Here is a 25,239-nt window from a genome sequence, read left to right on the forward strand (position 1 = left end):
GTTTAGATTGGTAGAACAAAAAGACAGCTGGCTAGGTTGTGTCGAATGGTTGTGTGAGCATTTTAATGTTCGCAGCCATCCTTCCAAAATAGTGTCTGGCCTACCTTTAGATAAAGGAAGGCTCAATGAATCCCTTTTCCCAAGAGCGATTGAGAAATCGGGGTTAACTTTGAGCCACGTTAAAAAAGAATTACTGACTCAATGTCAGTTCCCCGTTGTTGCTGTTAATTCTGCGACAGGGAGTCCCGTTGTCGTCACTCAAGGCTCCGGTGGCGACTTTCAAGTATTGGATTGTGAAAGCAACTCAAGCCAAGAAACATCGTTAAAAGACTTGGTTGCTAAAGTCGAATCGTATGTGTGGCAAGTGGGAGCTCAAGCTCTTGATGATGCGCGTGTTCCATCCCATGAACGCAGCGAGAATAAATCCAACACCCGTTGGTTATGGCGTGTCGTCAAAGAAGTGAAACCCTGGTATCGAGACCTGTTTATCGCTTCATTCTTGATCAACTTGCTCGCGCTAGTTGTGCCTCTTTTTACCATGAATGTGTACGACCGCGTGGTGCCAAACCAAGCGTTTAACACGCTTTGGGTTCTGGCGGCAGGCGTTGGTATTGTCGTTATTTTTGATTGGGTGTTGAGAAGCTCACGAAGCTCTGTGACTGACATGGCTGGGCGCTATATTGATAACAAGTTGTCTTCTCAACTGTTCTCTAAAGTGCTCGGTATGAAGCTCGAAAACCGACCGCAATCGGTAGGCGCCTTTGCCAGACAGCTTCAAGATTTCGATAGCGTGAAAGATTTCTTCACCTCCATCTCTTTGGTCACGTTAGTCGACTTACCATTCACTTTGCTGTTCCTGTTCCTTATTGGTTGGCTCGGTGGCGCGATGATGTTCATCCCAGTCGCAATCATGTTGGTATTGATTGTGCTGAGCATTGCGATGAAAGGTAAAGTCGAGAAAACATTCGATGAAACCGCACGTTTGTCGACACAAAGACAAGCACAGCTGTTTGATTGCTTAACAACCCTTCCGGATATCAAGCAAAACAATGCTGAAGGAATTACTCAGAAGCGTTGGGAACAGACTATTTCATCGCTCTCTCAATGGCAGACTCAATCTCGTCACTACTCTAATATCGTGACGCATTCCATTCAGTCGAGTCAGCAGATCGTTACCATCACTCTGATCATCTTTGGTGTGTATCAGATCTCTGAAGGCTTGCTGAGTATGGGTGGTTTGATAGCGGTGGTGATGTTGAGTGGACGTGCTGCGAGCTCAGTGAACCAGCTTTCTCTTCTATTGCTGAGGTTTCAACAAACCCGTTCTGCAGTTGAAGGTCTGAATCAGATCATGGACTTACCGCAAGAAGAATCTAAGCATCAAGTGATTGATAAGGGTGACTTTGACGGTGGGGTTAGGCTAGATGAAGTCACGTTTACTTATCCAGAGACTCAAAGCCCAGCGCTAAAGGAAATTTCTTTGGAGATAAAACCGGGTGAGCGAGTTGGCCTTGTTGGTGCCGCTGGTGCAGGAAAAACCACGCTTTTATCGATTGTTGCTCGCCAGTATTTACCCACAACAGGACAAGCATTCTATCAAGACATCGATGGGCAATTATGGCCAACCAGTGTGCTACGCAGTGGCATGGGTTGGGTAGGGCAAACGACTAATCTTATCTTCGGCAGTGTTTACGATAACGTCACCCTTGGGGCGACTAACGTTGATGAGGAGAAGTTGAGACAAGCTCTACAACAGTCGGGTTTGAATGGTTATATGGGACGCTTAAGCAATGGCTTAGAAACGCCAGTTGGTGAAGGTGGCCGATTGCTTTCAGGGGGCCAACGCCAAGCTGTGGCTATCGCAAGGGCGCTTTATCGTTGTCCAAAGCTATTGATCATGGATGAGCCGACCAGCGCGTTAGATAACCAAGCTGAAATACAGTTCTTCAATGCACTACAAAGCATGCCGAGAGAAACGTCCATGCTGATCAGTTCGCATAAATCTTCTTTCTTGATGATGTGTGATCGAGTGATTGTGTTGGATAAAGGCCAGATCGTGGCTGAGGGTGAGCCAAAAGACATCCTCTCTCTACAGAAGAAAAGCGCTCCGAAAGGAACAAGTCGTTTTAAGACGGTTTCAGTGGTGAAGGGAGGTCGTCATGAGTAATGATATTCAATGGACCAACAATCACTTGGCGTTTCGCTCTCGCAAGCTGATTTGGCTAAGTGCGTTATTGATTGTGTCTATCATCGGTTGGGCGACATGGGCAACATTAGAAGAGGTGGTGATCGGTGAAGGTAAAGTTGTGCCGAGTCTTTCAGTACAAACGATTCAGAGCTTAGAAGGCGGTCTAGTTCAAGAGATCATGGTAAGACAAGGCCAATCTGTCGTGAAAGGCCAACCTCTGGCTAAGTTGGAAGATACTCGTTTTAAAGCGGCTTTTTTAGAGTCGGCTCAACAAGCGGATACCTTACTGGCCCAACAATTAAGATTGAAAGCAGAGCTGTCGACAGTTGTTTTAAATAACGATGCAAAAGAGTGGTTTGAACGAGTGGTCTTGGTGCCACAAGATATTGTCATCGATGTATCGAGCCATCCGGCATTAATGAACGCCAAAGCCAACTATCGAGAACGTTTAGGTCAGTTGAAATCGGAACTGGAAGAGGCGGCACTCCGCATTGAGCAACAAGACCAAGCGCGTGTCGATACGCTCAATAATATTCAGACTTTAGAAAGTAGCCTCGATATCGTTATTCGAGAGCGCAACATGTTGAAAGATGTGGTTGCTAGCGGTGCGGTTGCAGAAGTTGAGCTGCTGAAACTGAACCGTGATGTGGTCAAGCTGAAAGGCGATATTGCTAGCTCAAAAGTGGCGGCTCAGAAACAGATTGCTGCTTACTCAGAATCGATAGCCGATCACCGCAGCATCGCGTTAGATTTTCGCGCCAAAGTACAAGGCCAGCTGAACGAAGTTGCTAGCAAAATAGCGCAATTGAATGAAAGCCAACAAGCTATTGCCGACCAACTGAAACGAACTCAAATCTTAGCGCCAGTTGACGGTACGGTGAAAGAGATATTCGTTCGTACTATTGGTGGTGTTGTTCGTCCCGGCGAGCCGATTATTGAGATCATTCCATCAAACAGTGATTTGATTGTTGAAGCGAGGATCTCTCCGCAAGATATCGCGTTTGTTCATAATGGATTAGGTGCCACCGTTAAATTCACTGCGTATGACTTTGTTATCTATGGTGGCCTGAAAGGTAAAGTCACTTATGTGAGTGCCGATGCCTTACAAACAGAAGACGGTAATGCCTATTATCGCGCCCATATTCAGTTAAACGAAGACCAACAACAAAACTCTGCCTTTAGCATTATCCCAGGGATGCAAGTCGCGGTTGATATCTTGACCGGAGAAAAAACAGTATTGAGTTATTGGTTAAAACCTATTTTACGAGCTAAGGAAAACTCACTTCGCGAACGATGAAGTGGGTTAAAGCATAAATATAAAAGGAAGTGTAATGCATTCAAAATTCTTACTCTCTTCTTGCTTACTCATGAGCGGGCTGTCTCAAGCAGCCTCATTAGAAGAGTCCGTGGCCTTTGCCATCGACTATAGCCCAGAGATATTGGCGCAATACTCCCGATACCAATCGGTTGTCAGAGACGGAGATGCTGCAAGTGGTTTGTATATGCCTCAAGTCAATTTGTACGCGGCGGCAGGTTATGAAGAGACGCGCTATAACAGCGGCAGTAAACTCGACAGTGATGACCGTGGGCTAACGCGAACAGAGATTGGCGTTAAGGTATCTCAGTTACTATTCGACGGTTTTAAAACGACGTCGAATGTCGATCGATTAACGTTCGAAGCGGAAGCTGAGCGTCTAACTTTGATTTCGCGAGCTGAAAACGTCTCGTTAGATGTGGTGAGAAACTATCTCGATATTCTTAAGGCAGAGACGTTACTTGAACTGTCTAAGCGTAACGTAAAAGAACACCAAGAGATCTATCAAGATATCCAAGACAAGAAGAGCAAAGGCTTGAGCAGTAACTCGGATCTGGCTCAGATCTCTGCCCGTGTTGCGACGGCGCAATCTTCATTAATCGCTGCTCAGAACAACCTGTTTGATTTACAAACTCAGTACCTACGCTTAGTAGGCAAGCCTGCTGTGAACTTGGTTTATCCACGTTTTGATTATGCTTTGTTACCAAGCTCAGCACAGGTCGCGCTTGAACAGGCTGTCGAGAATCACCCTGAAATCCAAGCATCTTTGCTTGATATCGATGCCGCTCGTAAAGAAATGCGCCGCGAGAAAGGTGATTACTACCCAGAACTAAAACTCGAGCTTCACGCCAACAAGAATGACAACGTGTCTAACCCTCCGGGTGGTGTTGATGAAGATGCTCGTATCATGTTGACCATGGATTACGACTTGTTTAATGGCTTCTCTACCGACTCTCGCGTGGAATCATCGCGTGGCGAGTTGAAGAAGCAAGAGCGATCAGATTAAGGACTGAGCGTGAGGTTAAAGAGGGCACTCAACTCGCTTGGAACGCCTACAAGATGCTTGAACAACAAAAGTCCCTTTTTCAACAAAACGTGGATGCAGCAAAAATTGCAGAGCTTGGTTATATCCAACAATTTAATGTAGGCAGACGAAGCCTACTGGATGTGCTCGATGCAAAAGTGGAAGTATTCTTGGCTCGAAGAAACTTTATCAGCACTGAATACGATCAAACGTTAGCGGCATACCGAGTGTTGAATGCTATGGGCATGTTGACTTACGCATTGAGGGTTGAACACCCAGAAGAATGGCAAGGGGAGAACAAGTAATGAGACATTTTAAACTAGCGCTACTTAGTTCTATCTTGCTGATGGGGTGTGCAGAAACGCCCGATACGACAATGACTCGTCATCAAATTGATGATCTGGCGGATGATGACCGTGACGGTGTGATTAACCAACGAGACCTTTGTGCTGATACCCCAGAAGGTGTGACGGTAGACATTAAAGGGTGTGCAAACTGGAAAATTGTCGAAGACGTTGAGGTCTTAAGCGTGGCATTCGATTTCGATAAATATGTACTTAAACCAGAACACAGCCGTTCTTAACGAGTTAGTGCGTTTACTGGGTGAGCAACCAGACGCCTCCGTTACCTTAGTGGGGGACACCAGTTCAGAAGGTACCAACGTTTATAATAAGGCATTGGCCAAGAAAAGGACTGGCGTGATTCGAGACGCTCTGATTGACAGAGGCATTGATGGGGAGCGAATCTTCGAACAAGAATTTACTCAGATAACCAGCTTAACCCAGCACCTTCACAAGCGTAAGCGTAGAACCATTGCGGTGTTAAAAACAGAGAGCATGGAAGTGAATCCATCTTGGAATATCTTTACCTCAGAGATGCAGCTCGACAGCAATAGCGATGTTGAATCTAAGACATCGATTGACCCAGTAGGAGGCCAGTAATGAAACGTCTATCTAATAAATCGGGCTTACTGCTTGCTGCTGTACCTGCGTTATTCTCAGTATCAACGTTAGCGAATGACGCCAGTGATATTGGTTTGGTCGCGATTGAACCGAACATGCAGGGCCTTGTTGAAGACTTGCTTAAGAGCCAAGAGATCGACTTAGAGATCTTGTTGAGTGACAGTGTCCCTGAGCAGATGATCATGCAACGTTCACGTGTTGGTATTACTTCCAAAAAGTGGACTGACAAAGAGATGGCTAGGTTCGACATGCGCTATGGCTACAGGCCGACCGAGCTGATGTTTACCGCAGACGTAATAGCGATTCTGGCGAATGAGAATAACCCAGCCACATCCATCAGCGTTGCTGAACTTATCGATGTGTTTGGTTGCTCTAGCGACCCTAAGCATCCGAAATGGACGCCAAGCAGTGACACTCGTGACGGAGAAAGCCTAGACACACACATGTTGCCTTTCGCTATCGACCACAATCTGCAAGGCCATACCACCTTTTCGAGTTGGGTCGAGTGTGGAGTTGATGGCGAATATGCGAATACTCAATTCTTAGCGGATCTGCCGGATCTGATTAACAAGATTGAAGACGAGGATGCCGCCATTGGTTATACCGTCTACTCAGATCAAATCTCAGATGTGAAGTGGCTGAGTGTGGTTGATAATCTAGGTGTGAACTACGACTTAAACAAAGAGACGATCCTCTCTGGTCGTTACCCATTAGCTACGGTTTACTATATGTACCTGAATATTCCAGCGCATCGCAAAGGCTTTACGGAACAAGAGAAGTTCTTTGTTGGGCTGACTTTGTCGGAAGAACATCAAGGTGTGTTGAACCAATATGGTTTCATCAGTTTGCCGCCAGAAGCAATCCAACGGAATAAAGTTAGGCTATCACTTGAAGAGCCTGCAATCGAAGGCGGCTATAAATAATTAGTACGATGTATTGTATGTGGGTCGTCGGAATGGTATTGTTAGTTCCGTAATGGTTCTCAACGTGACGGATTACGTTATTCGGCGATAGAATTTATCTAGCGGGCATGTATGCCCGTTTTTTTTCGCCTAAAATTTGTGCCTTGAGCGGTTGTTTGTTGATTGGTCACGTATAATGGGCGCTTCATACCGCGCGAATAAGCACAATTAATGAGAACTCTTCCTGTCTTAATCCTACCTTTGTTATTGGTTCTGAATACCCTTTCATTCTCTGCGCAAGCGAGTGAAAGCTGGTGGTTGCGAACGGTATTCAATACAAGTTCTGTTCAGCCAAGTTCTCAAAACTATATTAACGATATCGATCTCATGGATTGTGGCGAAGTTGAAGGCACTCTGTTGTGCAGTGACCTCACTCAATATTACGATTTGGATGTTTATGTTGAACTGGAGTTGGGTGACTCAAGCGTAGAGGTGGTTCGCCTTAACCTGCCATATTCGAACCTTAGTTACACAAAGCTTCAGGCATACCTTCGCCAAGATGGCTTTGCTCTCAGCTCAATTAGCATTGGGGAGGATGAGTTCGATGTCGTCGCTCAACTTGAACAAGCGAAACGTGAGGGCGTTGGTTACGATAAGGTAGATAAACAACTCGTCGAATTCATCAATGCACCACATAATTCCTCTGAGCAAAAGAGTTTATGGAATGTGCCTAATTCTTCCTCATCTTCTTCTCGTTCTTCAGCTCCTTGGATTCAGCTGCATAGTGATGGTGACAATTTAACGGTTGAACTAAATCGCTTCTAATTGCTCAAATTTATAGATGGTTTCGTAATTCATTAGAGTCAACAAGCCTTTTGGAATAAAGGTTCACGGGCAGACAGCAAGCTATTATTTATTTAAGTGTTCGTTTTTCTGTGGCTCTCACATTTTTAGTAAGCGTTTACCTTTGCCATTTGTTATACGTTGAGCCTTCGGTAAAACGAGCTTAGGATACGTTCAGTATTGATAAAGGAGACAACCCATGGTTGCAAGAGTAACGACAGCGCCACAAGGCCCAGAATTTTCTGAGTTGGTGCAAGGATACTGGCGTACAGCAGAATGGGGTATGACCCCGCAACAACGCCTGACTTTCCTGAAGCAGCACATTGATCTTGGTATCACAACTGTTGATCACGCGGATATTTACGGTAACTACCAATGTGAAAAGTTGTTTGGTGAAGCATTGGCGCTTGAGCCAAGCCTTCGTGATGATATCCAAATCGTCACCAAGTGCGACATCAACTTGTGTGGTGACCACACTCCTGATCGCAAGATCAATCACTATGACACTAGCGCGCACCATATTTACCAATCAGTAAATAATTCTCTAGAGCGTTTGGGTGTAACCGAACTTGATGTCTTACTTATTCACCGTCCAGATGTACTGATGGATGCAGATGAAGTAGCAGAAGCGTTCGCTGAACTGCATAAGGTCGGCAAAGTTAAGCACTTCGGTGTCTCTAACTTTTCACCGTGCCAGTTCGACTTACTGCAATCTCGACTCGGTAAGCCACTGGTGACTAACCAAGTTGAAATCAACCCATTGAACTTCGAAGTTGCACATGATGGTACGCTGGATCAACTGCAGATGAACCGTATTCGTCCAATGGCGTGGTCTTGTCTCGGTGGTGGTAGCATCTTCAGTGGCGATTCCGCACAAGCGATTCGCGTTCGTGATGAGCTAGAAGCAATTCGCCAAGAAGTGGGTGCAGACAGCATTGATCAAGTGATTTACGCTTGGGTTCGTCGTTTACCGTCTAACCCAATTGCGATTATTGGCTCAGGTAAGATTGAACGTGTGAAGACGGCCGTTGATGCACTGAAAATCGAACTGACTCGCGAGCAATGGTATCGCGTATGGGTTGCATCTAAAGGCCACGGTGTGCCATAGAAAGCAATTCGTATAGAAGCAAAAGCCAGCTAATAAAGCTGGCTTTTTTGTGTTCGCCTAACATGTTTCTTCAAAACTGTGATTAGAGTGGAATATTTTTCAAAAACACTCATAATGCACTCTGTTTTTCACCAGTTGGATATTTCCATTGAGCACTTCAAAATTCTCTTCAATCGCCCTTAAACCAGAGCTTCTAAATACGTTAGATTCTCTTGGTTATACTGAAATGACGCCGATCCAAGCGTTAAGTCTTCCTACTATCCTAAATGGCAAGGACGTTATCGGTCAGGGTAAAACGGGTTCAGGTAAAACAGCTGCTTTTGGTTTAGGCGTGCTGCAGAACCTACGCGTTAAGCGTTTCCGTGTTCAGTCTTTAGTGTTATGTCCGACTCGTGAGCTTGCAGACCAAGTAGCAAAAGAGATCCGAACTCTTGCTCGTGGTATTCACAATATTAAAGTGCTGACACTTTGTGGCGGCATGCCAATGGGACCACAGATTGGTTCACTAGAGCATGGCGCACACATTCTTGTGGGCACTCCTGGTCGTATCCTTGACCACCTAGAGAAAGAGCGTATTGACCTGTCTGAGTTGAACACACTTGTGTTAGATGAAGCCGATCGCATGCTGGAAATGGGCTTCCAAGATGCTTTGGATGCAGTGATTGAAGCGGCTCCGAAAGATCGCCAAACATTATTGTTCAGTGCGACTTTCCCTAAACAGATTAAATCTGTTGCAGACCGCATTATGCGTAACCCAGAAATGGTGAAGGTTGAATCAACGCACGATCACTCAAGCATCCAACAACACTTCTACAAAGTTGAAGGTACTGAAGCTCGTGATGACGCACTAGAGCTACTGCTTCTTCATCATCAACCAGAATCTGCGGTTGTGTTCTGTAACACTAAGAAAGAAGTGCAGAACGTAAACGACGAACTAAGCCACCGTGGCTTCAGCGTTATCGAGCTTCATGGCGACATGGAACAGCGTGAACGTGACCAAGCTTTGGTTCAGTTCTCAAACAAAACCATCTCTATCTTGGTTGCAACCGATGTTGCTGCTCGTGGTCTTGATGTTGATAACCTAGATGCTGTGTTCAACTTTGAGTTATCTCGCGACCCTGAAGTTCACGTACACCGCATCGGTCGTACTGGACGTGCAGGAAGCAAAGGCGTAGCTATCAGCTTCTTTAGCGAAAAAGAGATGCACCGTGTTGCTCAAATTGATGAGTACATGGATATGCCAATCGAACCGTCTCAGATGCCAGCAAAACCAATTGCTAAACCATATTACTCAAACATGGTTACTATCCAAATTGATGGAGGCAAGAAGGCTAAACTTCGCGCTGGTGATATTCTTGGTGCGTTGACTGGTCAAGGCGGCATTGATGGTAAGTCAGTAGGTAAGATCAACTTGTTCGCGATGCGTGCTTACGTTGCTGTAGAAAGATCAATGGCTAAGAAAGCATTAGGTAAAATCGAATCAGGTAAAATGAAGGGTCGCCAATTCCGCGCCCGAATTCTGAAGTAATTCGAGATTGTCTCCCTTTACTGCTAAGTCATGCTAGTGATAATGCAGTAAAGGGTGTTCCACAGTCAGTAATGTATCAAACGTTTATTCATCAGGTCTGATCGAATAGAAATCGTTGATATGTCTTCCTTCGCTAAGATACCAAGTCATCGCTTCCTGTCGATTATTAGCGGATATCGTAATTGTGGTTAGTCTTCCATCGTCAAAATAACAAAGCTCGTACTCTAACTCGCTTGTATAATGAGGAGTAGCGGCCATAGCTTACCTCCCAAATATTAATCATTTGAAAATAAATAAACCATTCGTTTATAGGGTTCTTTTACGTCAAATGAGCAATAAAAATCAAGTCACATCACTGCCATTAATTATTTTTAGTTTAATCATTTGCCGAAATAGCTAGATTAGCAAGTCTGAGTCTCAATTTATCTCAAAGTTTTTACGGTCACTGCTTATTAAGGCTACTTTTATAAGAGCTAGAATTAGCGTTATAAGAACTAGAGCTAACCTTAAAAGGGTGAGTTAATGGATTTGTGGCTTTGCTGAATACCGTGAGAGGGTTAAATGAGAAAGTGTCGATGGTTAGTCTTATTAGTCTGTTTTGTATTCGCTGGTTGCGGGACTAAATTTGCCTACAACAATATAAGCTGGTTTGCGGTTAGCTATATTGAAGACTTTGTTTCTCTATCCAACAGTCAAGAATCAGAGCTCGAAGAGCGCCTCGACTTATTACAGCAATGGCATAAAAAAACTCAACTACCTCTGTATATTTCGCAATTAGAAGCGATTCAAAATCTAGACCGTTCTGATATGAACTCTGCTTTTATCATTGACCAGAGTGAACAAACTAAAAATCATATTCGCTCAATCGTTAATAAGTTTTCTCCCGACATTTACGCATTAAGTATGCAGCTTACCCCTGAGCAAGATAACGAATTCTTAAAGAACTTTAGAGAAAAGCAGCAAGAGTATTACGAAGAAAGATTATCATTGAATGATGAAGATTCGAGAGAGCGATATAGAAGTCGAATAGAAGATAGGCTAGAGCGATGGCTAGGGTCGGTATCGAAAGAGCAAAAACAGATTATTTTGACTTGGTCTCAAGAGTGGGTAAATACCAACGATAACTGGCGCCAATATCAAAATAACACCTACCAAGATCTTACAACTCTCATGAAAAAGAAGACTGACTTACATATTGCTCAGCCAATTATTATGAACCTGCTTCTGAACAATGAAGCTTATTATCCGCAAGAACTGGAGCCTAAGCTTGATAAGAATATGCAGACATCAGCGAAGTTTTTGGTGGATATCGCGGCAGCGAGTAGTGATAAGCAATGGTCTTATTTCATGAACGAGTTAGAGAGCCTCAAGTCAACGCTGGTGGCACTGCAGGAGTAGGGCGGCTCTAAATAACACTCGTATACAATAAGGCTGATTTCGTGAAACGAATCAGCCTTTATTTCGTTCTATGGTTTGTAGCTTGTAGCTGAGAGCTTTAATTGCGATTGCTCATTAACAGCTTTGGAACAGAGCCTTTAGCGGTCTTAGATATTTTCTGCATCAGTTGAAAGCTCGGCTGTTGAATGCCGTGATCATTTTGCAATTCATCAATCATCAATAACCACAACCGTGCTGTCATCTCTGAATCGGCTAACGCTCTGTGGAAAGTGCCGTCGTTGTCGATGTTCTTGAAACGCACAAGGTCGCCTAGCTTATGAGTCGGTGAGTCTTGGATTAGACGACGAGCAATCAACATTGAGCAGGCAAACTGCCCATCGTAGTCTCGATTAATGTTATCTAACTCTGCATCAAGAAAGCGCTTATCAAATGAAGCATTGTGAGCGACAAGTTGGCTGTCTTGAATGAAGTCTGCAAACTCATCCATCACTTCACTGCAACTGGCCGCTGCGCTTAACATGCGGTTACTGATCCCAGTATAGCTTTCAATGAACCCGCTAACACGAAATCCTGGGTTCATGAGTTGCTGGAAGGTGTCGACGACTTCGCCGTTAACGAGTTTCACCGCACCGATTTCAATCGCTCGGTCACCCATGTTTGGTGATAAGCCTGTGGTTTCGAAATCGAGAACGATAACGGAGTCTGCGGAGTTTGGAGCCATCGTGTTTCCTAATGCTATTTATTTAGTTGTATCGCTTTATATGGGGCGCTAGTACTGCTGCGGGTCAATCTATTGCGTAGTGTTGTTCTATTGCGTGTTGCTGCTGATCGTGAGCTCAGTGTAACCCGTCGAATCGTCATGCTCTCTGTTGAAGGTCAAAGTCTCGTAGCGATGAACTATCAATTCAGCCGTGGTCGCGATAATCGTCCCTTCAAGCAAATGCCCACCAATCACATTGCCATTTTCATCAGCAACGGATATATGAACATGCTGATGGTTTGGGGTTAGAGTCGCCATCACAGACACAATTTCGAACGGAGCTTTGATTAGCTTGGTGTTGTTTGCATTAGCCAAACGAATATTGAGTTGAGAAACACACCCGACACACGACGCTACAGAGCCGGCTGAGATATTGTGCGCAGTCACAAGCTTTTGGAGTTCAAGCTTTAGGTCTTGCCCACGGGTTAATCTCGTTGCGATAGGAGTGATCATCTTATGGCCTCAGTTTTATTTGTATTTCAAAGAACAAAACGAAGCCACAGTGGGCTTCGTTTTATTTTCATTTTGACTAACGCGACTTTTGTATTTTCTGTCGTTGAAATTACTTAGTCTTGTTGCTGTTCTCTTTTCTTCTTAGGAACGAAGTTCAATACTGAAATTGGTACTTCTTTGCGTGGCTCGAAACCTTCAACAACGCGACGTTCAATCAAGTGACCAAGACGTTTTTCAATAATACACAGGTTCTTGAAGTTATCTTTCGATAGGAAAGAGATCGCTTCACCAGATGCATCAGCACGGCCTGTACGACCAATACGGTGAACATAGTCGTCCGCTGGGAATGGGATGTCGTAGTTCACTACGCGGCTTAGGTTATCAATATCGATACCACGAGCAGCAACACCTGTTGCAACTAGATATTTTAGACGACCTTTTTTGAAATCAGCCAGAATCTTTTCACGAATCGCTTGGCTACGTCCACTGTGGAAAGCTTCAGCTTCGATACCACGCTTTTCAAGTTGAGCAACTAACTTAGCCGCGCCGTGTTTCGTCTCGATAAAGATAAGCGCTTGGTCCCACTCACCGTCAGTGATCATGTGGCTTAATAGCGCCGACTTGCGGTCTTTATCTACAGTAACTAGCCATTGTTCGATGTTCGCTTTAGATGCGTCAGTTTTGGCGATAGAAATCTCTTCCGCTTCACTGATTGCGCTTTTCGCTAGCGCACGAACTGGCGTTGATAGCGTTGCTGAGAACAACAGGTTTTGAATGTTTTGTGGCAAACGCGCGATGATCTTGTTGATGTCTTCGATGAAACCCATGTCTAGCATGCGGTCAGCTTCATCAAGAACCAGAACTTCAACTTCATCAAAGTGAACGGCGCGTTGTCCGTACATATCGATCAAACGGCCTGGTGTTGCCACAAGAATATCGACGCCTTCAATAAGACGATCTTTCTGGTGTTGGTAAGACACGCCACCGTACATCGCTAATGATGTTAGGTTTAGGAACTTCGCGTACTTAGTGATGTTCTGCTCAACCTGAATCGCAAGCTCGCGAGTTGGTGTCAGAATAACAGCACGAATACGTTTTTTACGTTGTGTTTCACCTTTACTTAGCATTTCTAAGATAGGGAGAACAAAGCTCGCAGTTTTACCTGTACCTGTTTGTGCAGCAGCAATAAGGTTCTTACCAGAAAGCACAATCGGAATTGCTTTTTCTTGAATAGAGGTTGGCTTTTCATAGCCTTGTTTTGCAACGGCTTTAACAATAGGTGAGCTTAATCCAAGCTTGGAAAATGGCATAAGTTTCTCGGTATGATTTGGCTAAATAGCGATGGAAAGGTTCAACAATCTTATACAAGGATAAGATTAATGGCGGCATTCTACCATGTTGCTTGTGTACCGCTAGTAACATAGACACTTTAGTTGGATAATACTGGCTCAATAAGACGACGATAAGACAGGGATGTATGGAAATTACACCGAATGAACGCGATGCAGTATATAAAACGATTTTTTCTCGCCGAGATGTTCGTGGTCAGTTTCTTCCTGATGAAATCCCAGAAGACGTTTTGATGCGTGTACTAACCGCAGCGCACCATGCTCCCAGTGTTGGTTTTATGCAGCCTTGGGATTTTGTCGTCGTTCGTGATATCGAAACCAAGCATCAGATAAAAGCGGGCTTCAATCAAGCGCATGCAGAATCTGCGGAAATGTTTACCGATGAAAAACAGACGATGTATAAGCGTCTAAAGCTTGAAGGCATCGTCGAATCACCGATCGGTATCTGCGTGACTTGCGACCGTAATCGAACCGGTAAGGTTGTGTTGGGTAGAACCATCAAACAAGAAATGGATCTGTACAGCACCGTGTGTGCGGTTCAAAACTTGTGGCTCGCGGCAAGAGCCGAAAACCTAGGCTTAGGGTGGGTGAGTATCCTGCATGACTCAACACTACGAGAAGCGTTAGATATACCAGAAAACATCGATATTGTGGCGTACCTGTGTATTGGTTACGTTGACCACTTCAAAGATAAACCCGAACTTGAAACCATGGGTTGGTTACCAAGAATAGACGTCAATTCAGCGATTCATGAAGGGAAATGGAATCCAAATAAAGCTGAGTGATTCAAGGCTTTGATGTCTTCGTAATATATTGATATTAAATACCAAAGCTCGTTACTGATATTTCAGTATAAAGTTGAATTTATAAACCCGTGCTGATATTAATGACACTTGATTCACCGCTCTAGCCTGGAATCCAATGAACGACGCTAACTTACGTAGACTTCAACAACTCACTACAAAGTACGAATTAGGTGAAGAGTACCATCTCACGATCGATGATCTAGAGCATTCGCTGTCGACTTCGCGCAGAAACACCTCGATAGTTCTGAAATGCTTATCTGAGTACCACTGGATTTGTTGGATTCCGTCTAAAGGGAGAGGGAAACTTAGTCAATTTAAGATCTTGGTTAGCTTCTCGGAAGCATTAGAGCAAGTATTAGCGCTGCAGTTAGAGCAAGGCCGCTTTAACGTTATTCCTCGCCTTCTAGAAAGCTATGGGGCAGCAGCGATAAAGGCACTGACACTAGCGACTGAAAAACATAGTCTGTTCAATGAACAGCATGAGCATTTGCTGATTACTCAATACCCGTGGGTTGATAATCTTGAACCTGCTAGAACATACAGAATCGCTGAACATCAAATATTAAGAAGTATCTACAATACTTTATTAGTTCAAGATCATGAGGGGAACCCCCAAGCCAGCCTCGCACACCATTGGAAGATAGAAGGTCGCTTTCTGCATTTTTGGTTAAGGCCGAATGTGCTATTCCATGACGGCGATACGTTAAGTGCGAAAGATGTTGCTCAATGCTTGTTACGGTTAAAAAGTATCGATGGCCCTGTACAGTCTTTATTTGAGCAGGTCAGTGATGTTCAAGTGGTTGGTGATAAACAACTGACTATCGAGCTGGCACATGCAAATCCTATGTTTATATATGCGCTGTGTAGTGCACACGCGTCTATTTATCGTTGTAAGCGAACGTATTTCTCTAGTGGGCGCAGTGCCTATATGGGAACGGGTCCTTTCTCATTAGACGATTGGAGCGAAGAACGCCTCGTTCTAAAACGTCATCGTGGCTATTTTGCTCAAAATGCTTTGTTAGAACAGATAACACTCACCGATATCGAAGGCCTAAACGATCACACCCTGAGTTTTAATAGATCTGGCGTTGCAGAAGAAACCACTATCAATGCACTTTCGTACCTTGCGGTTAATCGCAGGGAAGGCTCAGGAATTACCTCTGATGACTTAGACAGCTTGGTATTGTTTATCAAATCCAGCAGTAAAGAGTTTGACGCCGATATGATGACGGACGACTTGTCTTTCTCGCCTAGCAAATTAACGAGCAGTCTCCTCACTCCCACTTTGACGGGAACCGTTGTATTAACACGACCTAAAATGACGATTCCTTTGCTTCAAGATATGGCGGACTGGCTGCAGCAAACTATTGCAAAGACTGGCATCACTATGGAAGTCGTTGAGCTTCCTAATATTAGTGACCCTAGCTCAATGAGTGAGTCAGCGGATCTGTTATTTATCGAAGAAATTATTGAACAGCCAAAAGATTATGGCCTTTACGATTGGTTACTTGCTGCATCTGGACTCAGATTTATTTTTAATAGCTCTGAGATGAAGGAGCATTGCGAGATAGTTCGATCAGCCGTCAGTGGCGATAATCCAATTGACAGGTTGAAACAAATTGAACATTCGCTTTATCAACAGAAGCTACTTTGTCCGTTGTTTCATGGTAAAGAGAAGGTGTCTAACAGTGTTGAGGTTCATGGCGTAGAGATAAACAAAACTGGCTACAGCGATTTTTACAAGCTTTGGATATCTTCTAGCGAGAAGTAATTAATCTATTTTTGAGTGTATTCCCTTCTTTTATAGCGTCTTGGTCAAAATGAAAACATGCATGAATTGCCTATCACCCTTTCATGTTTCTTTTAAATACCAATCGTTACTATGACTCATCATGACTATAAAAGTCATTCTCGGTCATCCCCCCAATGACAGTTCTACTTATTAATCTATTTCATTAGGATCTCATCGAATGAAACTTAAGCTTATTTCTATCGCACTTATCGTTGGTGGCCTTACGGCTTGTGGCGGAGGAGGCGGTGGTAGCAGTTCCAGTGCTCCCGCTCCTCAAACAAAAACCTTACAAGGTGTGGCTATCGATGGTTATATTTCAGGGGCGACCGCGTTTTTGGACATCAATTATAATGGTGTGTTAGATGAAGGTGAACCAAGCAGCATCACAGACGATGAAGGCAGCTATGAATTGTCTTTAACGGGCTCTAACTCGGACTGTATGGACTACGCACCAATCGTAGTGAATGTACCGGTCGGCGCAATTGATGCGGATAGCCCAAACTCGCCGATTACTGAACCTTATCAGTTAGTATTTCCGCCAGTCATGACGGTGAGTTCTGATTTAGAAATCAAGTCAACGACACCATTAACCACAGTGTTATGGAACGAGATTCAAGCTGATTTGCACAAAGGTGGCTTAAACAGTTGTTCAGCTTTGAAGCAAGCTGTGAACACCCAAAATAGCATTATCCAAAATGTGAAAGAGCATGACTTCCGAATTGCCAATCGATACAACATCGCAGTTGAGGACTTGTACGGTGATTTCGTTAAAGACCAAGATACTGAGCTCTATGACTTAGCGCAAAAAATGATGCCGGCTATCAAAAAGTCGTATCAAGAGACCAAAGAGATTCAAAAAGAGAATCCAAAAGCCCAACAAGCTTATGTTGATTATTACTGGGAGCATTGGGATTACGCTAAGAAGAACGAAATAAATAAGTGGTATAAAGTTAAAACAGTGATGACCGCTGACAAGCTGATTGTTATTGAACATGAAGTGTCAGCTGATCTGCAGACAGAACTGGTTTTAAATAAACATATTGAGCGCAATGGCCAGAAGAAAAATGGCTTAGAGTATGACAAGGAAGCTTGGTTCTCATTGAGTAGCGATGGAACGGAATATTCATGTTCGGTGCAAGAGACCATCAAGCAGCAAGTTCTGCCTACCTCATTGGCTACCTTTGGCGTGATGAACCGTGGGTGGTCTCAACAACCTGATTGGGAAAGTTGCTCTGGTCAAGACGTTGGGGCGGGCTTTATGCAAACCTTGACGGCAGATATTGTCGGTGATTACAAAGATCAGTCTACTCAGGTACAAGCGAAATTTAATTTTGAGAATAACGCACCACACCCGGAGTGGGTTGATCTAGGGGATACATTGGATAACGTATCTCGCAGTGACTTTGATGCGCTAGATTACCTATCAGTAGATTTCAATGATAATGCGTCGTATGGCTCTGATAGTTGGAATAGACATAAATATGCGTACATTGAAAATACCCCGTTTGATTATACTCAAACGATAACGTCTAAAGACTCTCAAGGTAACTGGACTAAAAATTACTATTATCAGAATGGAACAAGTCGATTTGAATGTTCATATGATGGTGTGAATTGGTCAAAAGACACTTGTAAGTAACGCTGACGAAGTCGTTACTTAATAATTCTAGATGCCTTTATGCAATAAAAAATCCAGTGTCTACAAGACACTGGATTTTTAGTTTTGGTTGCTATCTATCTTCGCTTTATCGAAAGTACTTACGCGATCTCAATCTTCTCAGCTTGGTTCTGTTCTACCATAGACAGTGCTAGTGCTTCCGCAGCTTTAATACCATCGATACCAGCAGATAGGATGCCACCTGCGTAGCCTGCGCCTTCACCTGCAGGGAAGAAGCCCTTAAGGTTGATGCTTTGGTAGTCTTTGCCACGTTTGATGCATACAGGAGAAGACGTACGCGTCTCAACACCTGTTAGTAGGCCGTCTGGCGTAGAGAAGCCTTTGATCTTCTTCTCGAACGCTGGGATTGCTTCACGAATTGCTTCGATAGCAAAATCAGGCAGAGCTTTTGAAATGTCCGTTAGGTGGATACCCGGCGTGAATGATGGTTTTACTTCACCGATTTCACTTGGATCGCGACCTTTCAGGAAGTCTCCAATTTTCTGTGCAGGGGCATCGTAGTTCTCGCCACCTAGAACATAAGCAGCGCTTTCTAACTCACGTTGTAAACGGATACCTGCTAGTGCGTCACCTGGGTAATCACGTTCTGGGTCGATACCCACAACGATTGCGCTGTTTGCGTTGCGCTCTGCACGAGAGTATTGGCTCATCCCGTTTGTTACTACGCGGCCTTCTTCCGAAGTCGCTGCAACCACAGTACCACCTGGGCACATACAGAAGCTGTATACAGTGCGGCCATTCTTACAGTGGTGAACGAGTTTGTAGTCCGCAGCACCTAGGATAGGGTTACCTGCGTTCTTACCGAAGCGAGCTTCATCGATCATCGCTTGCTTGTGTTCGATACGGAAACCAACAGAGAAAGGCTTCGCTTCCATGTAAACGCCACGTTCGTGCAGCATTTCAAACGTATCACGAGCACTGTGGCCAACAGCCAGTACAACGTGGCGAGATTTAATCTCTTCACCGTTAGAAAGCGTTAAGCCAGTGATTTGACCATCTTCCATGTGAACGTCGTCTACGCGAGTGCTGAAGCGGATTTCACCACCTAGCTCAATGATAGAAGCACGCATCTTTTCGATCATGGTAACCAGTTTAAAGGTACCGATGTGTGGCTTACTTACGTATAGAATTTCTTCTGGTGCGCCAGCAGCAACGAATTCTTCGATTACCTTACGGCCGTAGTGCTTTGGATCTTTAACTTGGCTGTATAGCTTACCGTCAGAGAATGTACCTGCGCCACCTTCACCAAACTGTACGTTTGATTCAGTGTTCAGAGTACGCTTACGCCAGAAACCAAAGGTATCTTTCGTACGTTCACGAACTTCTTTGCCACGCTCAACGATGATTGGATTGAAGCCCATTTGAGCAAGCACTAGGCCAGCGAACAGACCACAAGGGCCAAAGCCGATAACGACAGGGCGCTCTGTTTGGTTCTCAACCGCTTTAGCCACGAATTTGTACTCCATATCAGGAGTCACTTTTACGTGCGGGTCGCTAATGAATTGCTCTAACAACTCAGCTTCGTTTTCAACGAGAACATCAAGCGTGTAGATAAGTAAGATTTTTGATTTCTTACGAGCATCGTAGCCACGTTTAAAGATATTAAAAGAAAGTACCTGATCAGAATTAATGCCAAGCTTCGCTTCAATAGCGTCTTGAATGGCTGATTCTTCGTGGTCTAGAGGGAGTTTAATTTCGGTTAAACGTATCATTTCGATGTCTCGTCTTTATAGGTGTCTTAGCTAGACCGCATATTGAACCTGTAAAGCTGAGTGTAAAAGCCGAGGTTTCAAAGAAGCAGTAAGCTCACAATGGCGCGCATTTTACGAGAAATTGATTTATCTGTCATACTAATTTGGAAACATGGAGCAAATAGACACGATATTAGAGCCGTATGATGTTGAATTTTGCCTTGGGATGAGTATTATCCTCCATTCTTCAATTTTGACTAACTTATAGAGCAGAGCATCATGGCATTTGTCGTAGGCGATAACTGTATTCAATGTAAATACACAGACTGTGTGGCGGTATGCCCCGCAGATGCGTTCCATGAAGGCCCGAATTTCATGGTAATCAACCCAATCGAATGTATTGATTGTGGTTTATGTGTACCTGAATGCGACGCTCAAGCGATCTTCCAAGAAGATGAACTGCCAGAAGATCAAAAGATTTTTATTGAAGTGAATGCCGAGCTTGCCGAAATCTGGCCGGTACAAACGGAAGTCAAAGCACCGATGGATGAAGCTGAAAAGTGGAATGGTGTCGCTGATAAGTTGGCAATGCTAGAAAAGTAATTGCTGAAAAGAACTCAAATAAAAAGGCGTACTGATTTAATCAATACGCCTTTTTAATATCTGAACACTGTCGACTGGTTCGTTAGCTTATGAGATTTAGCTATGCTGACGACGCATGTTGTCGAGAATAATACCTGTCGCCATTGCTACATTCAGAGACTCTGCACCACCGAATGCTGGAATCGTAATTTTATCAGTCACGTATTTAGCGGCATGCTCACGAATGCCGTGAGACTCACTGCCCATCAGCAAAATACCGTTGGCAGTAAACTCTGTCTTATGAACACTTTCGCCTTCTAAGAACGCACCGTAAACAGGCAGATTCGCTTGCTCTAAGTATTCAGGTAAGTCTGTTTGGCTTACGTGTACTCGGCCAAAGCTGCCCATGGTTGCACTGATCGTTTTCGGGTTGTATGGGTCTGCGCAATCGCTGCTCGCAACGATATGTTTTATGCCATACCAGTCTGCCACGCGAATAATGGTACCTAGGTTGCCCGGATCAGATACGCCGTCGAGCGCAATCATCAATCCAGTTGCTTTTGGCAGTTCAAATGTTGGGATCTCAACAACAGCAATCGCTGCATTGTTACTCACCAAAGTACTCGCTTTCGTCAGGTCATCCAGCGAAGCTTCAACACAATCAAACTCAAACAGTGATGCGTGATTTTCAGATAAGAAATCAGCCGTAGCAAAGACGTTCTTAACGACTAAGTCACTATTGAACAGCTCAAGAACGTTCTTTTCACCTTGAACTAGAAACAAGCCGTTGGCTTTACGTTGTTTCTTTTGGCCCAAAGCACGAAGGAGTTTTAATTGGTTTTTTGAAATCATGTTTTTATCCTAGATATAAGCCCGCGCATTATAGAGCAAAGGTTGGAGAACCAAAAGCGAGATAGCTCAATGCGATCCACATAAACAGCAAAAGCGACCCACTTAAAAAAGAAAAGCGCACTAAATAGCGCGCTCTTATGTGATTTACTTACCTAAGTCTCGCTAAACCGAGAAGGTTAGGTTAACTGTGAAGGCTAGGTGAACTTACAGCTTAATACGGAACAGGGTAGCGCTTAAACACGGTGTTGATATCAGTAAGGATCTCTTCTGACAGTGGCTTACTGAAAGCCGCCATGTTCTCTTTCAACTGCTCCATGGTGGTTGCGCCAATAATGGTGGAAGTAACACCATCGACTTGGTTACACCATGCCAATGCAAGCTGGCTTGGTGTAAATCCATGAGTGTTTGCGACTTCAACATACCCTTTTACTGCTTCATTGGCAGATTCAGTGTCGCGGAAAATGCCTTTGCGTTGCATGTAAGTCCAGCGACTGCCTTCCGGTCTTGCCCCATCAACGTATTTTCCACTGAGCATTCCCCCGGCTAACGGCGACCAAGGCAGGTAAGCGACATCTTCATGCACGCAGTTTTCAATCAAATATGGCCAGTCTTTCCCGTGCAGTAGGCTGAATTCATTCTGAATAGAGACCATACGCGGTAAATCGTGTTTTTCGCTCAGTTTGAGGTATGTATTGATGCCCCAAGTAGTGTCATCTGAAAGGCCGACATGACGAATCTTTCCGGCTTTAATACAGCTCGCAAGCGCTTGAAGGATCTCCAACATCTCCGCTTCATGCTGTTTTCGGTCGATATCACTGAAGCGAATTTGATTTGGGAATTGTTTGCCAAAGTGAGGCGTCGTTCTATTTGGCCAATGCAGTTGATATAGGTCGATATAGTCAGTTTGTAGGCGCTTTAATGATGCATCAACTGATGCGATCACGGCGTCACCTGTTATCGGGCCACCATCTCGAACCCAAGGAAGTCCAGGCCCCGCTATTTTGCTCGCTATGATCAGTTCTTGGCGACGCTGCGGATGGCGCGATAACCAGTTACCAATGATGGCTTCTGTTTTGCCGTAGGTATCAGGAGAAGGCGGAACTGCGTACATCTCTGCCGTATCGATAAAGTTAATACCTTGGCTTAGTGCGTATTCGATCTGTTGGTCGGCTTGCTGTTGCGTATTTTGCAGCCCCCAAGTCATGCTACCAAGACAGATTCGGGAAACGGGAATTTGACTACTTCCTAGTTTTGAGTATTCCATTGAATTCGGGATTCCTGTGGTTAAGTTCTCTGGTTCTCGCATAAAAGTGTTTGAAAAGAGGGCGAGTGAGGAATGAAAACGAATATGAATTATTAGCACAAAATGACACGACTAGGTATGGATTGGGCAAGTTTAATGAGTCATTTCTCAATGCAACGAATGAGTCGGCTTGATTATTGATAAGCAACAAACAAAAGATGTGATAGATAACAAGGTGTTAATAGTTTCGGTGCTTTAATGGAACGGTATGGGTATGGGGCAGGGGTCAGAGACAAAAGAGCTCTACATCGAAGTGAAGTAGAGCTCTTTTTTAGGGGTTCTATAAATACGTTCTGAGTATTGATTAAGTTACGAGGTCGCGTTTGAATCAAGCCCACCCTGGGTTTGCGCGTGCCTTAGTGCTTCCTGTCTTTGAACTTCTTTCTCAGTTAATACTGGTTGAAGTGTTTCCTCAGAGGCTTGAGGAGAGAAAATGAAATACTTATTAATCGTCATAACTGTGTCTCCGTGTAACGTATGACAGATTCTGCATCAAAGATAAATTGTGATCATCATCCACTTTGTACTTTTTTTAGGCTGAGAGCGGAGGGCGTAGAATGCGTACAAAGCGACCTCGTATCATCCGTATGCAATATTGAACTGACGAAACCCTCTGATTTCAAGTATAGGAAGCTTGTCTAATTTCGCACAATAATGATTTAGAGCAATTACATACATGGTCAGGGGCGTAAGATGAAAAGCCTCGCGACTGACTCTGCGTAGGTAATTCCCTAACAATAAAATACTTACCTATATTAAGTATTAAGTCAGTAAATCAATTACTTAATCCATGGTGAGATGAATTATGGAAAAGCTTGTAGAACGTTTTCTGAATTACGTTACTTTTGATACCAAATCCGATCCTTCTAATCAGCAGTGCCCAAGTTCACCGGGTCAAATCACGTTTGCTGAAGCCTTAAAGTCAGAACTGATCGCATTAGAGCTAGTTGATGTTTCATTAGATGAAAATGGATATTTGATGGCGAAACTGCCGTCGAATGTCGATTACCCAGTGCCGGCTATTGGTTTTGTCGCGCATATGGATACCGCCCCTGATGCTTCAGGTGCAAATGTGAAACCGCAGGTGATTAAAGATTACCAAGGTGGAACGATTGAATCAGGTACAAGTGGCGAATGTTTAAATCCAAGCCAATACCCAGACCTTGATGTCCTGCATGGCCATGACCTGATCACGACGGATGGCACGACTTTACTGGGTGCCGATAATAAAGCGGGCATCGCTGAAATCATCAGTGCGATTGCTCACCTAAAAGCGAATCCTGAAATCAAACACGGCGATATTTGCATCGGTTTCACGCCAGATGAAGAGATCGGCCGTGGCGCTAACCTATTTGATGTTGAGAAGTTCGGTGCAGAGTGGGCGTACACCATTGATGGTGGTCCGGTCGGTGAGTTGGAATTTGAGAATTTCAATGCCACGAGCGCCGATGTTATCTGTCATGGCGTAAATGTTCATCCGGGGACCGCAAAAGGTAAGATGGTCAACGCGATGAACATTGCAGCGCAGTTCCAGTTGATGATGCCTGCGCAAGAAACACCGGAATGCACAGAAGGCTATGAGGGTTTTTATCATCTGAAATCGGCTGAAATGGGTGTTGCGCGGTCTGAATTGGGTTACATCATCCGTGACTTTGATCGTGAAGGCGTAGAGGCGCGTAAGGTATTCATGCAACAGAAAGTCGATGAACTGAACGAACGTCTAGAAAAAGGTCGTGTTGAGTTAGTGCTTACCGATAGTTACTTCAATATGAAAGAGATGGTTGAACCACATCAACATATTATCGAGTTGGCCAAGCAAGCGATGATTGAGTGCGATGTTGAGCCAATGATCAAACCTATTCGAGGCGGAACTGATGGCGCTCGCTTATCGTTTATGGGGCTACCGTGTCCGAATATCTTTACTGGTGGCTACAACTTCCACGGTATTCATGAGTTCATTACCATCCAAGGTATGGATCAAGCGGTAAAAGTGATTGTTGAACTGTCTCAGCGTACTGCTCTGCATTATCAGAAATAGCAGCCTATAACGCGATATCTCTTTGTATTTTTGAGAGTATTCAATAATACTCTCTTTAAGCATAAGGGAGTACGCGATGAAAAAGTTAGTTTTACTTTGCACCCACTTAGCCGTGGGTGCTGTTGGTTTTGGGCTTGGTGTTTATGCGCTGCCTATCTTGATTGAGCCTGATTCTCCGTCTTCAAGTTCGGTTGAAGCGATCTCACAACAAGCTATTTATACGAGTGAGTTCAGCAAAGATCGACAAGACAGTGATTTCTTGCATTGGGGAGAAGGCAAGGTATCGGTGACAGAAAGCGCAATCGCTTTTGAGGGTGAACTGGCACCGGGGCCTGATTATAAGGTTTACCTCTCGCCTAAGTTTATCGAAACCGAACAGGCATTCAATGACAGCAAGAGCGAGTTACTTCGAGTCGGAGATGTGAAAACATTTGACCGGTTTATGGTTGAGCTTCCCGAAGGTACTGATCTTAATCGATTTAATACGGTTGTGATTTGGTGTGAAACTTTTGGCCAATTTATTACTTCTGCCAAGATAAAATGATAGCCTTACCTAAGCTGATTTAGGCATGAAAGAAAGCGCTCTATTTTTGAGCGCTTTTTTATAATGTGTTTCTTGGCTGCGTCAGTCGCTATAAAGCTCATTGTTGTAAAGCCAATCGTTGTA

The 25,239-nt window shown here is 44.2% G+C and carries 21 protein-coding genes and 2 pseudogenes; 15 read left to right on the top strand and 8 right to left on the bottom strand.

Annotation, left to right across the window (positions count from 1 at the left end; translation table 11 throughout):
* The first annotated feature begins 7 nt into the window (after window positions 1–7).
* From QUF19_RS22535 to dbpA, 8 genes and pseudogenes are all read left to right on the top strand, one after another.
* Entirely contained in the window at window positions 8–2,167 is a 2,160-nt protein-coding gene (locus tag QUF19_RS22535; protein ID WP_286299632.1) for a type I secretion system permease/ATPase, read from the top strand.
* Window positions 2,160–3,485, top strand: coding sequence for an HlyD family type I secretion periplasmic adaptor subunit (locus QUF19_RS22540; protein WP_139685348.1), 1,326 nt, complete (start codon window positions 2,160–2,162; stop codon window positions 3,483–3,485). The genes QUF19_RS22535 and QUF19_RS22540 overlap by 8 nt, the downstream gene beginning before the upstream one ends.
* Before the next feature lie 34 nt (window positions 3,486–3,519).
* Window positions 3,520–4,832, top strand: a pseudogene (locus tag QUF19_RS22545) (TolC family outer membrane protein).
* Window positions 4,832–5,468, top strand: a pseudogene (locus QUF19_RS22550) (OmpA family protein). Before QUF19_RS22545 ends, QUF19_RS22550 begins: the two co-directional pseudogenes overlap by 1 nt.
* The gene (locus QUF19_RS22555; RefSeq protein ID WP_286299640.1) at window positions 5,468–6,412 is read left to right on the top strand and encodes a PstS family phosphate ABC transporter substrate-binding protein; all 945 of its coding nucleotides are present in this window, start codon (window positions 5,468–5,470) and stop codon (window positions 6,410–6,412) included. Before QUF19_RS22550 ends, QUF19_RS22555 begins: the two are co-directional and overlap by 1 nt.
* A gap of 210 nt (window positions 6,413–6,622) precedes the next feature.
* On the top strand, window positions 6,623–7,216 hold the full coding sequence (locus QUF19_RS22560) for a hypothetical protein (RefSeq protein WP_286299642.1): 594 nt from the start codon (window positions 6,623–6,625) through the stop codon (window positions 7,214–7,216).
* A gap of 217 nt (window positions 7,217–7,433) precedes the next feature.
* On the top strand, window positions 7,434–8,342 hold the full coding sequence (locus QUF19_RS22565; protein ID WP_286299644.1) for an aldo/keto reductase: 909 nt from the start codon (window positions 7,434–7,436) through the stop codon (window positions 8,340–8,342).
* Window positions 8,343–8,490: 148 nt separating this feature from the next.
* Window positions 8,491–9,870: an ATP-dependent RNA helicase DbpA gene (dbpA, locus tag QUF19_RS22570; protein WP_286299649.1), complete on the top strand. Its 1,380-nt coding sequence runs from the start codon at window positions 8,491–8,493 to the stop codon at window positions 9,868–9,870.
* Between the two features lie 84 nt (window positions 9,871–9,954).
* Here the strand turns inward: dbpA and QUF19_RS22575 are convergent, their stop codons facing one another.
* A complete protein-coding gene (locus QUF19_RS22575; protein WP_017077429.1) occupies window positions 9,955–10,128 on the bottom strand; it encodes a hypothetical protein in 174 nt (57 codons plus the stop codon).
* A gap of 303 nt (window positions 10,129–10,431) precedes the next feature.
* On the opposite strand from QUF19_RS22575, the gene QUF19_RS22580 reads away from it, so the two are divergent.
* Entirely contained in the window at window positions 10,432–11,268 is an 837-nt protein-coding gene (locus tag QUF19_RS22580) for a DUF6279 family lipoprotein (protein WP_286299655.1), read from the top strand.
* A 97-nt stretch (window positions 11,269–11,365) separates the two neighbouring features.
* On the opposite strand, the gene QUF19_RS22585 is transcribed toward QUF19_RS22580, so the two are convergent.
* The 3 genes from QUF19_RS22585 to QUF19_RS22595 form a co-directional block, all read right to left on the bottom strand.
* Entirely contained in the window at window positions 11,366–11,989 is a 624-nt protein-coding gene (locus QUF19_RS22585; RefSeq protein ID WP_286299656.1) for a 3'-5' exonuclease, read from the bottom strand.
* An 87-nt stretch (window positions 11,990–12,076) separates the two neighbouring features.
* Window positions 12,077–12,481 carry a PPC domain-containing DNA-binding protein gene (locus QUF19_RS22590; RefSeq protein WP_286299658.1) on the bottom strand — a complete coding sequence of 135 codons (405 nt, stop codon included), beginning with the start codon at window positions 12,479–12,481 and terminating at the stop codon, window positions 12,077–12,079.
* A 113-nt stretch (window positions 12,482–12,594) separates the two neighbouring features.
* Entirely contained in the window at window positions 12,595–13,791 is a 1,197-nt protein-coding gene (locus tag QUF19_RS22595) for a DEAD/DEAH box helicase (protein ID WP_017109066.1), read from the bottom strand.
* A gap of 167 nt (window positions 13,792–13,958) precedes the next feature.
* Here QUF19_RS22595 and bluB point away from each other — a divergent pair, with 167 nt between their 5' ends.
* The 3 genes from bluB (at window position 13,959) to QUF19_RS22610 (ending at window position 18,067) form a co-directional block, all read left to right on the top strand.
* On the top strand, window positions 13,959–14,615 hold the full coding sequence (gene bluB, locus QUF19_RS22600; RefSeq protein ID WP_286299666.1) for a 5,6-dimethylbenzimidazole synthase: 657 nt from the start codon (window positions 13,959–13,961) through the stop codon (window positions 14,613–14,615).
* Window positions 14,616–14,751: 136 nt separating this feature from the next.
* Window positions 14,752–16,407 carry an ABC transporter substrate-binding protein gene (locus tag QUF19_RS22605; RefSeq protein ID WP_286299668.1) on the top strand — a complete coding sequence of 552 codons (1,656 nt, stop codon included), beginning with the start codon at window positions 14,752–14,754 and terminating at the stop codon, window positions 16,405–16,407.
* Between the two features lie 199 nt (window positions 16,408–16,606).
* Window positions 16,607–18,067: a hypothetical protein gene (locus QUF19_RS22610; RefSeq protein ID WP_286299670.1), complete on the top strand. Its 1,461-nt coding sequence runs from the start codon at window positions 16,607–16,609 to the stop codon at window positions 18,065–18,067.
* Window positions 18,068–18,186: 119 nt separating this feature from the next.
* Here QUF19_RS22610 and QUF19_RS22615 read toward each other — a convergent pair whose 3' ends face one another.
* On the bottom strand, window positions 18,187–19,818 hold the full coding sequence (locus QUF19_RS22615) for an NAD(P)/FAD-dependent oxidoreductase (protein ID WP_017098685.1): 1,632 nt from the start codon (window positions 19,816–19,818) through the stop codon (window positions 18,187–18,189).
* Window positions 19,819–20,076: 258 nt separating this feature from the next.
* On the opposite strand from QUF19_RS22615, the gene fdxA reads away from it, so the two are divergent.
* A complete protein-coding gene (fdxA, locus tag QUF19_RS22620; RefSeq protein WP_050650887.1) occupies window positions 20,077–20,400 on the top strand; it encodes a ferredoxin FdxA in 324 nt (107 codons plus the stop codon).
* 96 nt (window positions 20,401–20,496) lie between these two features.
* Here fdxA and QUF19_RS22625 read toward each other — a convergent pair whose 3' ends face one another.
* The 3 genes from QUF19_RS22625 to QUF19_RS22635 all read right to left on the bottom strand — a co-directional run bounded on the left by QUF19_RS22625 (window position 20,497) and on the right by QUF19_RS22635 (window position 22,990).
* Complete coding sequence (locus tag QUF19_RS22625) at window positions 20,497–21,231, bottom strand: RNA methyltransferase (protein WP_286299685.1); 735 nt, start codon at window positions 21,229–21,231, stop codon at window positions 20,497–20,499.
* A 211-nt stretch (window positions 21,232–21,442) separates the two neighbouring features.
* Window positions 21,443–22,435 (bottom strand): aldo/keto reductase, encoded by a 993-nt coding sequence (locus QUF19_RS22630; protein ID WP_286303288.1) that lies wholly within the window; start codon window positions 22,433–22,435, stop codon window positions 21,443–21,445.
* Window positions 22,436–22,843: 408 nt separating this feature from the next.
* The gene (locus tag QUF19_RS22635; protein ID WP_198595871.1) at window positions 22,844–22,990 is read right to left on the bottom strand and encodes a hypothetical protein; all 147 of its coding nucleotides are present in this window, start codon (window positions 22,988–22,990) and stop codon (window positions 22,844–22,846) included.
* A gap of 349 nt (window positions 22,991–23,339) precedes the next feature.
* Between QUF19_RS22635 and pepT the strand changes: the two genes are divergently transcribed.
* Window positions 23,340–24,572: a peptidase T gene (pepT, locus tag QUF19_RS22640; RefSeq protein WP_286299687.1), complete on the top strand. Its 1,233-nt coding sequence runs from the start codon at window positions 23,340–23,342 to the stop codon at window positions 24,570–24,572.
* Between the two features lie 76 nt (window positions 24,573–24,648).
* On the top strand, window positions 24,649–25,116 hold the full coding sequence (locus QUF19_RS22645; protein WP_286299690.1) for a DM13 domain-containing protein: 468 nt from the start codon (window positions 24,649–24,651) through the stop codon (window positions 25,114–25,116).
* The last annotated feature ends 123 nt before the right edge of the window (window positions 25,117–25,239 follow it).

This window comes from Vibrio sp. FE10, from assembly GCF_030297155.1.
Taxonomy (GTDB): domain Bacteria; phylum Pseudomonadota; class Gammaproteobacteria; order Enterobacterales; family Vibrionaceae; genus Vibrio; species Vibrio apostichopi.